This is a genomic window from Spirochaetota bacterium (assembly GCA_004297825.1).
Lineage (GTDB): Bacteria > Spirochaetota > UBA4802 > UBA4802 > UBA5368 > FW300-bin19.
Map to the genome: position 1 here is coordinate 1 of SCSX01000053.1, position 13845 is coordinate 13845.

Consider the following 13845-nt stretch of genomic DNA (forward strand, 5'->3'; position numbering starts at 1 on the left):
GTATTATTGAGGGAATTTTCGAGGCTTTCGACGGCGTCTTCGGGATGAATGAAAAAATCCCCCGATATTTTGATCGCTGTGACGCGCCCGGCGTCCAGGATAAATCGAACGCGCACGAGCTTCTCGCCCGGCGCCTTCACGATACCCGCCATCAGGCGCGGCATTCCGCCATCTCGCCGGCGTGATATGAACTGCGCACCAGGGGGCCGCATTGCACCGATTCGAACCCAAGCGATTGGGCCATGGCCCGGATATCGTCGAATTCCGCGGCAGTGTAGTAGCGGCCCACCGGATATCCCTCCCTGCGCGATCTCAGGTATTGCCCTGCCGTTATCATCGCGCATCCCGCGCTCCTGAGATCCCTCATCGTATCAAATACGTCGAGCCTGCTTTCGCCGAATCCCACCATGAGCCCGGACTTCGCGGGTATGCCCGATTTCGCGACTCGCTCGATCAATCGCAGGGAGTGCCGGTAATCGCCCTGGGGGCGCAGCTCTCCAAAAAGGGGGCGTACCACCTCGATATTATGATTTATGACGTCGGGCCTGCTTCGCATCACGGTGTCGAGCGCATCGGCACCCGACCCCATGAAGTCCGGGATGAGAACCTCGACCCGGCATCCGGGACTTCGCTCCCTGACGGCGCTCACCGTGCGCGCGAAGATTCCCGCACCCCCGTCCGCAAGATCGTCGCGGGTCACCGAGGTGATCACGGCGTAGGTGAGTTTCATTTTCTCAATCGCGCGCGCGACACGTAACGGTTCGTCGGGGTCCGGGGGTGCGGGTGCGCCCGTGGAGACGGCGCAGTACCGGCAATTACGGGTACAGGTCGGACCCATGATGAGGAAGGTGGCCGTCCCGCGGCACATGCAGTCGCCGATATTGGGACAGCGCGCCTCCATGCACACCGTGTGGAGATTCTCTTCTTTAATGACGCGCTTGATGCGGGTGTACTCTTCCCCCCCCGGGATACTGATCGCATACTCCGGCGGGATGGAGCGCCCTACTTTTCCCATGCCAGCACCGGCTTGCGGGCCGCCAGCACGGCGTCGACCCTGCGTATCGGCGTGGTGTGCGGCGCGGTCTTGACCTTCTCCGGGTCCCGCTCGGCCTCTTCCTTTATTGCTTTCATCGCGACCGCGAAGTCATCGAGCGTTTCCTTGCATTCGGATTCCGTGGGCTCGATCATGATCGCGCCCGGTATGAGCAGGGGAAAATAGACCGTGGGCGAATGAAAGCCGTAGTCCAGGATCCGTTTCGCGATATCGTTCGTGGTGACCCCATTGGGCATCCCCTTGTCGCTCAGCACGAACTCGTGCTTGCAGATGCGGTCGACGGGAAGATGGTAATCCTTTTTCAGCAGCGCCATGAGGTAATTCGCGTTCAGCACCGCCTGGTCGCTCAGTCCCTTGACGCCCTGGGCGCCCAGCATGCGGATGTAGACGAAGGCGCGTACCAGGATGAGGAAGTTCCCATAAAATGAATGTATCCGGCCGATCGTCAGGGGGCGTTCGCTGTCGAGGACGTATCGGTCCCCCCGCTTCTCCACCACCGGCACGGGAAGAAACTGCTCCAGGGACGCGACCACGCCCAGGGGTCCGGAACCGGGCCCGCCACCGCCGTGGGGCGTGGAAAACGTCTTGTGTAAATTTACATGCATGAGGTCGAAGCCCATGTCCGCGACGCGCGCGCGTCCCATGATCGCGTTCAGGTTCGCCCCGTCGCAGTAAAAAAGCGCGCCCCGCGCGTGCAGCATGTCGGCAATCACATGAATGTTGCGGTCGAAAAGCCCGAGCGTGTTGGGGCTGGTGAGCATCATCGCCGCCACGCGCTCGTCCAGCACTCCCTTGAGCGCTTCGATGTCGACGTCGCCCTCGGGCGTGGACGGCACCTCTTTCACCTTGAAACCGCACATCGCGACCGAGGCGGGATTCGTGCCGTGCGCGGAATCGGGAATGAGGATGACGTCGCGCCGTTCCCCGCGCGTTTGAAAATGCTTTTTGATCACCATCACGCCGGTGAGCTCGCCGTGCGCCCCCGCGGCCTGCTGAAGCGTGAAGCGGTTCATGCCGGTGATCGCGCACAGGTAGCCCGCGAGATCGTGCATGAGGCGCAGGGCGCCCTGGGCCATTTCTGGCGGGGCGAGCGGGTGAAGCATCGTGAAGCCGTCCCGCATGGCGAGGCGCTCGTTGATCTTGGGGTTGTATTTCATCGTGCAGCTGCCGAGCGGGTACATGCCCCCGTCCACCGAAAAGTTCATCTTCGATAGCGCGGTGTAGTGCCGCACCACGTCTATCTCGCTTACGTCGGGGAGGCGCGGGTCCTCGCCCAGGAGCTCCCCTGGAATGGGGTCTCCCCCGGGAATATCGGGCACCGAGATTTTGAACGAATTCCTGCCCGGTGCGGATTTTTCAAATATTGTCGCCATTCTTACCTTATATCCCCTTCGATATCGCGGGCTGCAGCCTGTCGGATGTCCCGTACGGATCCTTGATCTCATGGCCGGGCTGGAAATTCAAGTGTTTACTTCCCCTGTTGTTGAGATATTTCGGCAGCTCGAGCTGCACGACCTCGGGGACCTGCACCCCCGCCTGCATGAGGGCCTCCCGGAGCAGCGCCTCCGCGCGCATCGAGAAGGCGATTGCGTCGCCGAGTATCCTTCCGGCCTCCGTCGGATTATGGAATCCTATGGAGTTTTCGGCGCCTATGAAAATGCCCCTGAGCAGCGCCTCCTCGTAGAATTCTTTCGCCTTCGCGTACAAGGCCTGATCGATCGCCTTGCCGGCCGCCTGCTGCGCGTGGACCATTTCAAAAAGTTTGGCCGTTCCCGCCGCCGCGTAGCCGGCCCTGTTCAGCAGCGATACGATGCGGTCCTGGATCGCGAACACCGAATCGCGCAGCCGGTCCTTCGATTGCGGATGACAGTTGGCGCACGCCCGCAGGTCGTCCTTGATGGGGCTCATGATATTGTGATCGGATATCTTGAAGCCGCCTTCACGCCTGTACGGCATGTGGCAGTCGGCGCAGGCGAGTCCCGCCTTGAAATGCGTGCTCTGCATGGTGAAAAATTCGAATTCGGGGTGTCTGATAAACGGCAGCTTGAAGCCGGTCGTCGCCTGTTTCCACTCCCGGTTCGCGGGACTGGAGAGAAGAACCTTGATGATATTCTCCACCGATATGTTTCCCCACGTGCTGCCGGCCCAGGGAAACACCACGTCGCTCGAGACGCCCTTGTCGTCCTTGGGAATGAAATAGGTCACGTGACACTGCGCGCACACGACCGAGCGCATTTCCTGGCGGGCGAACTCGTCCTTCCCGAGCGCTTTAAGTCCGCCCTTGACGGTCCAGCGGCCCACCTTGAGGTCCATGTTCCTGTTGTCGTGGCAGTCGATGCACGAGACCCCCATATCCTGGTGCTCTTTGGGAATCTTCGCCACCGCGTCCGCGTAACTCAGCTTGAAGAGCTCCTTGCCCATTTCCTCGTAGAACTTGTTCGCATAGGGGCTCTTGCACGCCAGGCACGCGCCGCCTGCCTTCGTCCGCGACTGGTCGATTTCCCTCTGGTCTATCATCATGTAATAATGGCCGCGCGGCTCGTTGTATTCAATGCCGAACCCGAACCCGTTGAACAGGAGCGCCATGAAGGGGAACTCGGAAAGCTTGTCCCACACGATCTTGTCGGTGTCCCATCCCCGCTTGTACCTGCTCCTCGCCTTCTCGCGGGGCTCTTTCGTTTTCAGCCATGACTTGTACTCGAGGGGGTACACCTCTCCCCATTTCTCCGGGCGCATCTCGTTGTCGGGGATTCCACCCACAAGCACGGGATAGGGTTTGGATGGCGCACAGCCGTCGAACAGGATCACGAAAGAGAACAGGAACACCACGCATGCGGCACCGCCATATATGAGGTACTTCCTGTTGATGGTTTTAATCCAGTCCAGATTCATGGTAATCCCCCCGTGTAACTAGAATTTTCACGAAAGATTGAGCGTTGATTAGAATTCGTTTATTCTATTGTGGTAAAAACTGCGATGACAATCCCAGCAGCGCATTGCGTCGGCGTTGATACGGGACACCATCTCCTCGTGGCAGCGCACGCAATTCGCCTGGATTGTTTTTTTGCCGTGCACCGTGATATGTATCATCTCGGGCACTATCCCCGTGTAGAAATAGACGACGTCCTTCATCCCGTCCAGTCCCTTCCACACGTAATGGTTCAGAAAACTGTCGTTGGGCAGGTGGCAGTCGACGCAGCGTATCATTGTATGTTTCCCGGTGTAAAACCAGTCCTCGTAGCGGGGAAGCATCACATGGCAGCTCGCGCAATATTCGGTCGTGGAGGTTTTCTTCATGACGGCGGGAAGCGCTGCCGCGACGAGGAGCACGGCGAACAGCGTTCCCCCCAGGTATATCCTCGTTTTCCTGTCGGCAAGATTCATGCGGACCTCCCCGCGAGATGAATGGTGTTAAGAAAAAGGAATTACTCATTAAAGTAATTCCTTTTTCTCGTTTTCGCCAGTCTTTTTTTCGCCCCGGCCCGGGATTTATTACGGTCGCCTGGTCACGAGCCTTTAATCATTATCAGCATCATCTTGAAGGGCGCCACCGCCTCCAGGGCATGCGGTTTTCCCGCGGGCATGAGGATGAACTCTCCTTCCCGCACGGTGTAGGGTGTGCCCTCGATGGTAATTTTCGCGCTGCCGTCCAGGACATGGACCACCGCATCGAACGGTGCGGTATGTTCGCTCAGCTTTTCTCCCTTGTCGAACGCGAACAGGGTGAGCGTACCGCTCTGCTTGTTAATGATGGTCTTGCTGACCACCGATCCGTCCTGGTAATTCACCAGTTCGCGTACTGCCAGGCCTTCGCGTGTAAATTCGTGGCTTTCCATTGGTATCCTCTATTAAAATATTTCAGCGCTGTTTTTCAGAATAGCTGAGAAGGCGCTGTTCGCCGGTAAGACTTTTTTTGTCCGTCAGGTCCTGGGTGAACTCCAGGGTTCCCAGGTACCCTCCGCTCGTGTCGCGAAGCGCAACGTACTCGATATGGATGAATCGCTCCTTCATGGTGATCCAGAACGCCGCGCTCGATTCCTTCCCGTCCCTGAAGTCCGAGAGTATTTTTTCCACCATGTGCACACTTTTGGGCGGATGGCAGTGCTGCACCTTGCGTCCCAGGACGGCGCGGTTTCGCTCGAAGATGCGGTCCTTTCCCTGGGAGAAGTAGCGGACGGTATCGTCCTTGTCCACGAAGGTGACGTCGGCGGGCAGAGCGTCCAGGATCGCGGCGACCTCGATCGCCGAGAGCGATCCCGTCGGAAGGTTGAATCGGCCCCCCGACTCCTTTGCCGTCGTCGCCTCTCCAAGGTTTGCCGGGATCCACGACTCCTTTGGATCGACCAGGCAGAAGCCGATATCGCGGCTCTGTTGCGCGATGTCATACCATTCCGGGTCGGTCAGGGTATCCAGGCTCATGGGGAAGAGTATCTGGTCCTCCTTCCCGGTCATGTCCTGGACGGCATCGGATGCCTTTTTAAGCACGGGAAGCGCGCGGTGCAGCCTGACGATATCACCCCCCACGCCGTTCAGCGCGGAAAGCGCTTCTTTTAAAAATACGCGCGTCTCGTCATGCTTGGCCCACATTACCGTGGGAGGTGCGGTGATCCCGTGCTTTTCAAGGTAGGGGAAAAGGAGATACTCCTTCCTGCGATAGTGCTTGTCCACGTCCATGAGCCTGTTCATCCTGTCGCGCATCTCGAGCACGAGCGTCGTCGTGTCGCCCTGCAGAAGGCCGGCCGCTTTTTCCATGAGCTTCTCGAGTCCCAGTAGCTCCCCGTTCAGGGCGTTGTTTTCCAGCTTGAACGTATGTACGGGATGTCCTTCCGGCGCGATCCTGGCCCCCGACTGGTCGATGGCCCCCTTAAGCGCTGCCGTATGCACGTCGCACAGCTTGATGACCTCTTCCCGGGGAAGCCCCTCGGCGATCAATTCCTGTTCCGCGTGCACGACGTCGTCGTAGGGAATAGATCCCAGGACCCGGACGAGCTCCTCCCTGACATCCTCCGCACCGTGCCCCGCATGAAGCTTGCGAATGAGGCCCTTGAGCGTTTCCCTGCGCTGTTTCGATTCCTGGGTGTTCTCTCCCATTTGACTCCTCCCGGTTCAACTGAAGTATTTAAACATGAGATCCACACGTCCATGCCTGATCATGTACATGCCTGAAAATTTCATCACCGCGCGTATCCTGTCCCGGTACGCGGGCAGGTAACAGTGCGTCGCACACTTCTTGCACGAAGGCTTGGGATCATGGGGGCAGATAATCCTCTTGCTTACCGCGTGCGCCAGCAGACGCGCGCAGTCGTCGCACAGGTTCAGCGACAAGCTGTTCACCTGTGCGCCCACGGTCCCCTGGAAAATGCGCGCCTGCTTTTCGTCCGTGGGATGCAGGTTTTCGCAGTAGATGCCCACGAAATGCGCGAGTACCCGGCAGTCTTTTCGGGTTTTTTCATCCGACCCGGCATTCGTCGTCATCACGCCTCCCCTGCCCGGTCGGGAACCGAATAATGCGCGCACCCGTAGCTGAACTCCTCGTCCGAGATCGCGTTTCCCGTGAGCCCGCACAGATGCGGTTTCGCCGAGGCGGCGTAGGCGTCTATCCTGAAATTGCCGCATGCAAGGCACATTCTTGCCACGCGAATCACGCCGTCTTCGAAGAGCGCCTTGATGAGGCCCATGAGCATGCGCGAAAGTTCTTCCTTCCGCGGTGCGTCCAGCTCCGCGATGTGCCGGTACAGCGCGTCCTGCCAACCGGTAAGACGGGCCGCGATCCGCTTCCCGGCGGACGTCAGTGAAAGCGTGACCGTTCTGTGGTCCTCATCATCCCTCGATTTCGCGACAAGCCCCTTGGCCTCGAGCGCGCTCACCGCGTCGCTCACGGTGGCCTTGGTAAGATCGAATTCCCGGGCCAGCACGGTCACCCTGCGAAGCGCGGCCGGGTACTGCTGAATGAACTGGATGAATTGTATCTGGATGGGGCTCAGGTTTTCGTTCTTCGCCGCGTCCCACAGTAAAATCCGCTGCACCTGGCTCAGCTTGTCCAGCGCGGCGACTATTTTGAAATCCGCGTCCCTGATGTCACGGCTCATCGGCTATTCTCCTGTCCTGCGATCCGGGACGTCCGCGGTCAAGGGCGCTTTTAAGCGCGCGGTAAACCTCGCTTCCCACACAATCCTCGGCGTACCGGCACCACTGTATGCAGCTCTTCAGATCATTGTACACCGCCCGGCCGCACGCGGGACAGCGCGACTCGACCTCGTCCGAGAATATCTCGATCGCGCACCCGCACTGCGGGCAGATTTTGTTCCCCGCTATCTCAGGCGTGCGTATTTTCCCCGCGCCCGGACACTTCGCATGCATGAGGGCACCCCCTACATGATCTCCCCGCGAATCGATATCGTGTAATCCTTGATGACGATATTTTTCCCCGCCTTCGCGAGCGCGGCGCTCACCACGCGCTCCACGCCGAAGCAGCAGGGAACCTCCATGTGCACCAATGTAATCGAGGAAATATCCTGTGTCGAGAATATCTCCGCCAGTTTCTCGACGTATTCGTCCATCCCGTCATCGAGCTTGGGACAGAAAATCGCGAGCACCCTGTTTTTCAGGAAGCGCTGGTGGAAATTCGGATAGGTGAACGGGACGCAGTCGGCGGCGATCACCATGTCGGCGTTCTTTAAAAACGGCGCGCGCGGATTGAGCAGGTGCAACTGTACCGGCCACTGCCTGAGCTCCGTTTCCATTGCCACCTGCGCCTGGGGAGATGGGGACGCAGCGTGCGCGTCCCTGAAATCCATCGTTCGCGAGCCCGGGCATCCTCCGCCCGCGTGCGAGGCATGGGCATGTACCGCTGCAACGGCTACTGGTTTCGGTGCTGCCGGTGTGGAGGGTTCCGGGTAATTATTTTCCTTTAAAAACTGCACTGCCTCATTATAATACCCGGTCTCGCCGTGTTCCTTCAGGTGATGCAGGTGCGCCCTGACGGTGTTGTCGCCCTGCCTGATAATGTTTTCCATGACCAGGCGCTCGTTGTAGGGCTCGGCCTCGCGCTCCTCGATCACGATCGCGCCTTCCGGGCACTCGCCGATACATGCCCCCAGCCCGTCGCAGAAAAGGTCGCTCACCAGGCGCGCCTTGCCGTCGATTATCTGCAGCGCCCCCTCGGGACAACCCGGTACGCAGTTCCCGCACCCGTTGCATTTTTCTTCATCGATAAAAATTATGCTCCGTTTCATTTCCGCCTCACATTATCGTTAGGATTCCTAACCATTATCGGTACCGTCTGTTTTTGTCAACAGAATTTTTGCGGCTATAATAATTTTTCGGGGAGAGAACGCTCAATCGGCAGGCTCCGGGGGTCCGATATCACCCGCGGCGGACGTCACAGTATCGTTTTCCATGAATCCTTTCCCCATGACCATGCGAGGCGCGCGTGCCGGGAGAATAAATTCCATTTTTTGGAAATCCGTTTCGGTTAGAATTTGACAAATTCCCCCGTGTACTGATAGACATGTTCAAAATCATTGCGCAATAATCGTATCCGCTCCCACGAGCCTTACACATCTCACTAGGAGGATCCTTAATGTCGAACGAGAACAAACTCTTCGGTTTGGCTGCCGAAGGCGGCCGATGGATATTCGTCATTCTCTGCCTTGTCATGTACCTCTGTCTCGGAAGCGTCTATTCCTACAGCGTGTTTCTTCCCGAAATCAAGAAGATGCCGGACGTTACCGCGTTCCTGGGCAACCTACCCTTCATGATTTTCCTCGCCTTCTTTTCCATCATGATGTTTTTCGGCGGAAGGCTCATGGAAAAGCTGGGCCCCAAAAAGCTCGCCCTTATCGGAGGCGTAATTGTCGGCCTTGGATGGGCGCTTTCGTACGTATCCGTCCAGATGCAGAGCATCTACATGCTCATCCTCACCTATGGTGTGGTCGCCGGCAGCGGCGTGGGTCTTACGTATGGCGCCCCTGTCGCGATTGCCGCCAAGTGGTTCCCCGACAAGAAAGGCCTTGCGGTCGGCCTCATGCTCGCGGGTTTCGGCGGATCGGCGCTCATTACCGCCAACCTGGCGCAGGTACTTATCCCCTCCGTGGGACTCGGCATGACCTTCCTGTATTTCGGCATAGCCTTTGCGATAATCCTCGTCATCCTCGCGCTCCCGCTCAGCGTTCCCGTCGCGGGATGGAAACCCGCCGGCTGGAATCCCCCCGCGGGCGCCGCTTCATCGATCGACTTCGATTCAGGCGAAATGACGAAGACGAGCTCCTTCTGGGGCCTGTTCCTGTGCTACCTGTTCGGCTGCATCGCGGGCCTCATGGCGATCGGCGTATCCAAGTCGGTCGGCAACGAGATGATCAAGATCGACGGCGCTACCGGATCCATGCTCGTCGGTATATTCGCAATATTCAACGCGGTGGGTCGTCCGCTTTTCGGGACCCTTACCGACAAGCTTGCCCCAAAGGGCGCTGCGATCATCAACCTGGTCCTCATGCTCGTAGTATCCGTTATGATGCTGCTGGCGGGTGAAGGCGATGTCACGCTTTACGTGATTGCGTTCTGCGGCTTCTGGCTTTCGCTGGGCGGCTGGCTCGCGATCGCGCCCACGTCCACCGCGACCTTCTTCGGCATGAAGAACTACGCGCGCAACTATGGCGTCGTCTTCTTCGCGTACGGCCTTGGCGCCATCATCGGCGGAATCATCTCCGGCCAGGCGAAGGACGCGTTCGGCTCCTACCAGGTCGCGTTCTACCCGACCGCGGCGCTCGCCGTCCTGGGACTTATCCTGACCGTTCTCTTCATCAAGACCCCTGCGAAAAAGTAGAAAGGTCACCGCATAGAATCCAAGGGGGGTGCCCCTGCACCCCCCATTTTATTTGGTGCGCCCGTGCCGGGCGCACCAAATAAAAAAGCGATTGGGTTATCCAATCGCTGTTTGTCTCGAAATAATTTCAGGCTATTTTCGTTTGGTTACAGAATTAATCATTTTCACCTTGCTGTTCTTCCTGATGCTGTCCATGATTTCCTTCTTGTATACGCCAACCTCCATGAGGCTGGTTTCGATTTCCTCTATTATATCGTGCTTGGCTATTTCGATCTCTTTCTTCAGCCGGTGCTCCATTTCCTGAAGGTAGGTAAGCACTACATCATCGTTCATCGCGTTTTACCCCTCATCAATTTTTATCGTCACTGTGCCTTCAACCCGGCACCCGATCCCGTCGGAACAGCGATTGAATGAAACCTTCCTCCCACCCTATGCTAAATTAAGCGCATTTCCTTTAAAATAGCAAGCATCAATCGGCAATCATAAGGAAAAGCTTTTCTATAAAAACCTTGTCCTCGGCGTCCATGACCGCGATTATATTTTTATGGAGGCGCTTCTTCATCTCGCCGAATATTCCCCTTTTCTTGGCAAATGTTTTCGCGAACCCTAACGCATCTTTTAAAAGCTCATCGCGGTCCGCCGATGCCTTTTCGATGATATGGTGCTCGGCGAGCTCGGCGGCGCCCACGCGCCTGCCGCTGAGCTTCATCTCGTTGAATTTATAGTAGGGGATCGCCTTCTTCACAAATTCGATCATCCCGGGAAGGAAGGGAATGCCTATGTTGACTTCCGGAAAACAGAAAAACCCCCGATCCGATTTCATAAACCTGAAATCGCACGCGCATGAGAGAATAGCGCCGTTTCCGAACGCATGCCCGTTGATGGCCGCGATCACCGGTACGGGGAAAAGCATGATCTCCTGGAACACGCGGTTCATCTTGTACATGAATTCCTTAATGGAGTTGAAATCTTTTTCCCCCATCTTCCTGCCGAGCCATTCCACGTCGATTCCCAGGCAGAAGTTTTTCTCGTCGCTGGACGTGAGCACGATCGAGGTTACGGTCGCATCGGACTTGATCGCCTCCAGGGTCGCCAGCATCGTGTCCGCGAAATCCATGTTATGCCTGTTTTCGCCGTTGTTCATCGTTACGACTGCTGCCGATTCATCCTTTTTCCACTCTATAATTGCCATAAAGTACTCCTTCCCGTGGTGCTGGATTATTGGATCATTTTATGGGCGGTACCCGGAATTACAATTCATTTTAAAGAAGCGTTTCAAAAAAGGAACCCGCTAAACGAGTAAGCACTCATTCACAACTGAACGAATGCTCACTCAAAATTACATAGTATTGTTGCGCTGTTAGTTAATGATTATTTATATGATATATTATAAAAATATGATTGTATTTATAGTGTAGACTATTATATAATGCGCCGTTCATATAAGTTCCATTGATATTCTTTTTTATATGAACATATGTAAAAGAAATGTTGCGCTACTGCCGTCTCGCGCTCGCGGGGAGCCCCTGCGGGGGGCTTTTGAGGAGTTTCGCCCCTTAAAAGCCCGTAAAGACTGGAGTCATGCAACAAGTCTAATAATTAAACTGGAGGATTTTCATGGATCTTTTCGATAAATGCAGGGATTTTACGCTGGCCGACGAGGTCAAAGCCATGGGGCTGTATCCATTTTTTCATCCGATTACCGGCAACGAGGGGCCAATCGTGTACATGAACAACCGCAAAACGGTCATGGCCGGATCCAATAACTATCTCGGACTTACCACCGACCCGCGCGTAAAGGAAGCCACGATAGCCGCAACCAGGAAATACGGCTCCGGATGTTCGGGCTCGCGCTTCCTGAACGGCAGTCTCGACATACATTTCGAGCTCGAGGAAAAACTGGCGGAATTCACGGGAAAAGAGGCCGCCCTTCTTTATAGCACCGGTTTCCAGACGAACCAGGGCGCCATCGTAGGGATCATCAAGAAGGGCGATTATATCATTTCCGACAAGGAAAACCACGCGAGCATTATCCAGGGCTGCCTCATCGCGAAGGCGACGTGCGGCCCCGAGACGCTGGTCACGTACGAGCACAATGACATGATGGACCTTGAGCGCGTTATCAGCCGCCTTCCCCTCGACGCAGGAAAGCTCATTGTCGTGGACGGTGTTTTCAGCATGAATGGAGACATCATCAACCTTCCGGAGGTCGTGCGCATTGCACGGAAATACAACGCACGCATCATGTGCGATGACGCGCACAGCCTGGGCGTATTGGGGGACCTGGGACGCGGAACAGCGAACCATTTCGGACTCACCGCGGACACGGATATAATCATGGGCACGTTCAGCAAGAGCCTGGCTTCTCAGGGGGGGTTCATTTCTTCCGAAAAGAACGTCCTCAACTTCATCAAGCACAATTCCCCGGCGCTCATCTACAACGCGAGCATGCCCGCCGGCCAGGTTGCCGCGGTGCTCAAAGCCCTGGAAATCATGCAGGCGGAACCGGAGCGGATTCGCAAGCTGCATTCGAACGCCCGGAAGATCCGCACGGGGCTTAGGGACCTCGGCTTCAATGTCAAGGACGGCGAAACGCCGGTGGTCCCCATTCTCATAAACGGCGACGACATGCTGTTTACATTCAGGTTCTGGCGCAAGCTCCTGGATAATGGGGTTTTTTCCAATCCCGTGATATACCCGGCGGTACCGGTCGGTATGCAGTTGATCCGGCTCAGTTTCATGGCCACGCACGAGGACGAACACCTCGATTTCGTGCTCGACCGTTTCGAGAAAATCGGCCGCGAAACAAAGATTCTCGACAACGTGGCGTAACGGTATCCGGATCGCCGGAAATGAAGACGAAGAAGCCACCAGGTGCGTCGCAATCGTAGAGACGTCCCGCCGGGACGTCTCTACGATGACGACTACAATTTAAAATCCTTCCTTGTGAACAGTATCACACACGCGTCCACCGAGTCCCCGTCGTAGAGAGATCCCCGGTTCGCGGTGATCTCTTCCAGCGATTTGTCGATACCCAGTGCGGCGCGGTAGGGCCTGTGCGAGGCCATGGCTTCGACCACGTCGGCGACTGCGATCACGCGGGACTCCTTGTGTATCTGCTCCCCCTGCAGCCCCTGGGGATACCCGGACCCGTCGATCTTCTCATGGTGCTGGTGGACGATTTCCGCCACGGGCCAGGGGAATTCTATGTTTTTTAATATATCGTACCCCACCTGCGCATGCGTCTTGATAAGCCCGTATTCGAGGGGAAGGAGTTTGCCGGGACGGCTCAAAATTTCGGCGGGTATGGATATTTTGCCCAGATCGTGTATCACCCCCGCCATGCGAATGCCGTCGATCTGGTCATCGGTGAGCCAGAGCTCCTTCGCGATCGCGCGGGCGAGGTTCGCCACCCGTTTCTGGTGCCCCGCCGTGTACGGATCCCTTGTTTCCACCGTGAACACCATCGCCTCGATGATGGCGTTCATCGCGTTCCTGAGCTTCTGCAGCGTTTTCCGGGATACGTCTTCCGCCTTTTTTTTCGAGGTGATATCCCTGAACACGAACACGACACCGGTATTGTTCCCGTTTTCGTCCTGGACGGGTGACGCGTTGAAGCTGATGGCGATATCGTGCCCCTCACGGCTTACCATTATGGAGCTCTCGTTCTCCACCGTGCTGCCGTCGGAAAGCACCTTGACGACGGGGTCGTCGATAATCGCCCGAGTATCCTCGTTGATGATGGTGAACAGCTTGATCAGGTCTTTGCCGAGCGCCTCTTCGTTGGTCCAACCCGTCAGGTTTTCACCCGCGTAATTCATAAAGGTTACAAGGCGATCCCTGTCGGTGGTTATGACCGCGTCACCGATACATTTTAATGTGGTCGAGAGCCATTGGTCGATGTGCTGCATGGTCTTTTGTGTGAAGAAATGCTGTTTTCTATATAGTAGCTCATCATAGCTTCCAT

At 56.7% G+C, this 13845-nt stretch carries 16 protein-coding genes; 2 read left to right on the plus strand and 14 right to left on the minus strand.

Annotated elements, in window-relative coordinates; all coding sequences use genetic code 11:
- From EPN93_10805 to EPN93_10855, 11 genes are all read right to left on the minus strand, one after another.
- A partial coding sequence (locus EPN93_10805; GenBank protein TAL35186.1) for a lipoate--protein ligase family protein occupies positions 1-164 on the minus strand: 164 nt, incomplete at its 3' end.
- On the minus strand, positions 152-1015 hold the full coding sequence (gene lipA, locus EPN93_10810; GenBank protein TAL35187.1) for a lipoyl synthase: 864 nt from the start codon (positions 1013-1015) through the stop codon (positions 152-154). The genes EPN93_10805 and lipA, both read right to left, overlap by 13 nt.
- Entirely contained in the window at positions 1003-2427 is a 1425-nt protein-coding gene (locus tag EPN93_10815; protein TAL35188.1) for a glycine dehydrogenase subunit 2, read from the minus strand. The genes lipA and EPN93_10815 overlap by 13 nt, the downstream gene beginning before the upstream one ends.
- A gap of 7 nt (positions 2428-2434) precedes the next feature.
- A complete protein-coding gene (locus EPN93_10820; GenBank protein TAL35189.1) occupies positions 2435-3946 on the minus strand; it encodes an ammonia-forming cytochrome c nitrite reductase subunit c552 in 1512 nt (503 codons plus the stop codon).
- 48 nt (positions 3947-3994) lie between these two features.
- Positions 3995-4438 (minus strand): cytochrome c nitrite reductase small subunit, encoded by a 444-nt coding sequence (gene nrfH, locus EPN93_10825; protein ID TAL35190.1) that lies wholly within the window; start codon positions 4436-4438, stop codon positions 3995-3997.
- A gap of 122 nt (positions 4439-4560) precedes the next feature.
- Positions 4561-4890 carry a cupin domain-containing protein gene (locus EPN93_10830; GenBank protein TAL35191.1) on the minus strand — a complete coding sequence of 110 codons (330 nt, stop codon included), beginning with the start codon at positions 4888-4890 and terminating at the stop codon, positions 4561-4563.
- Between the two features lie 22 nt (positions 4891-4912).
- Positions 4913-6145 carry a DUF438 domain-containing protein gene (locus EPN93_10835; GenBank protein ID TAL35192.1) on the minus strand — a complete coding sequence of 411 codons (1233 nt, stop codon included), beginning with the start codon at positions 6143-6145 and terminating at the stop codon, positions 4913-4915.
- 15 nt (positions 6146-6160) lie between these two features.
- Positions 6161-6529, minus strand: a complete 369-nt coding sequence (locus EPN93_10840) for a nitrous oxide-stimulated promoter family protein (GenBank protein ID TAL35193.1) — start codon at positions 6527-6529, stop codon at positions 6161-6163.
- Positions 6529-7143: a MarR family transcriptional regulator gene (locus EPN93_10845; protein TAL35194.1), complete on the minus strand. Its 615-nt coding sequence runs from the start codon at positions 7141-7143 to the stop codon at positions 6529-6531. The genes EPN93_10840 and EPN93_10845 overlap by 1 nt, the downstream gene beginning before the upstream one ends.
- Entirely contained in the window at positions 7133-7414 is a 282-nt protein-coding gene (locus EPN93_10850; GenBank protein TAL35195.1) for a hypothetical protein, read from the minus strand. The genes EPN93_10845 and EPN93_10850 overlap by 11 nt, the downstream gene beginning before the upstream one ends.
- Before the next feature lie 11 nt (positions 7415-7425).
- Positions 7426-8289: a 4Fe-4S dicluster domain-containing protein gene (locus tag EPN93_10855; GenBank protein ID TAL35196.1), complete on the minus strand. Its 864-nt coding sequence runs from the start codon at positions 8287-8289 to the stop codon at positions 7426-7428.
- 347 nt (positions 8290-8636) lie between these two features.
- On the opposite strand from EPN93_10855, the gene EPN93_10860 reads away from it, so the two are divergent.
- Complete coding sequence (locus tag EPN93_10860) at positions 8637-9878, plus strand: MFS transporter (protein TAL35197.1); 1242 nt, start codon at positions 8637-8639, stop codon at positions 9876-9878.
- A 132-nt stretch (positions 9879-10010) separates the two neighbouring features.
- Here the strand turns inward: EPN93_10860 and EPN93_10865 are convergent, their stop codons facing one another.
- Positions 10011-10211, minus strand: a complete 201-nt coding sequence (locus tag EPN93_10865) for a hypothetical protein (protein ID TAL35198.1) — start codon at positions 10209-10211, stop codon at positions 10011-10013.
- Positions 10212-10347: 136 nt separating this feature from the next.
- Positions 10348-11070, minus strand: a complete 723-nt coding sequence (locus tag EPN93_10870; GenBank protein ID TAL35199.1) for an enoyl-CoA hydratase/isomerase family protein — start codon at positions 11068-11070, stop codon at positions 10348-10350.
- 425 nt (positions 11071-11495) lie between these two features.
- On the opposite strand from EPN93_10870, the gene EPN93_10875 reads away from it, so the two are divergent.
- Positions 11496-12710, plus strand: coding sequence for an aminotransferase class I/II-fold pyridoxal phosphate-dependent enzyme (locus tag EPN93_10875; protein ID TAL35200.1), 1215 nt, complete (start codon positions 11496-11498; stop codon positions 12708-12710).
- Positions 12711-12802: 92 nt separating this feature from the next.
- Here the strand turns inward: EPN93_10875 and EPN93_10880 are convergent, their stop codons facing one another.
- Positions 12803-13789 carry an HD domain-containing protein gene (locus EPN93_10880; GenBank protein TAL35201.1) on the minus strand — a complete coding sequence of 329 codons (987 nt, stop codon included), beginning with the start codon at positions 13787-13789 and terminating at the stop codon, positions 12803-12805.
- Between the last annotated feature and the right edge of the window lie 56 nt (positions 13790-13845).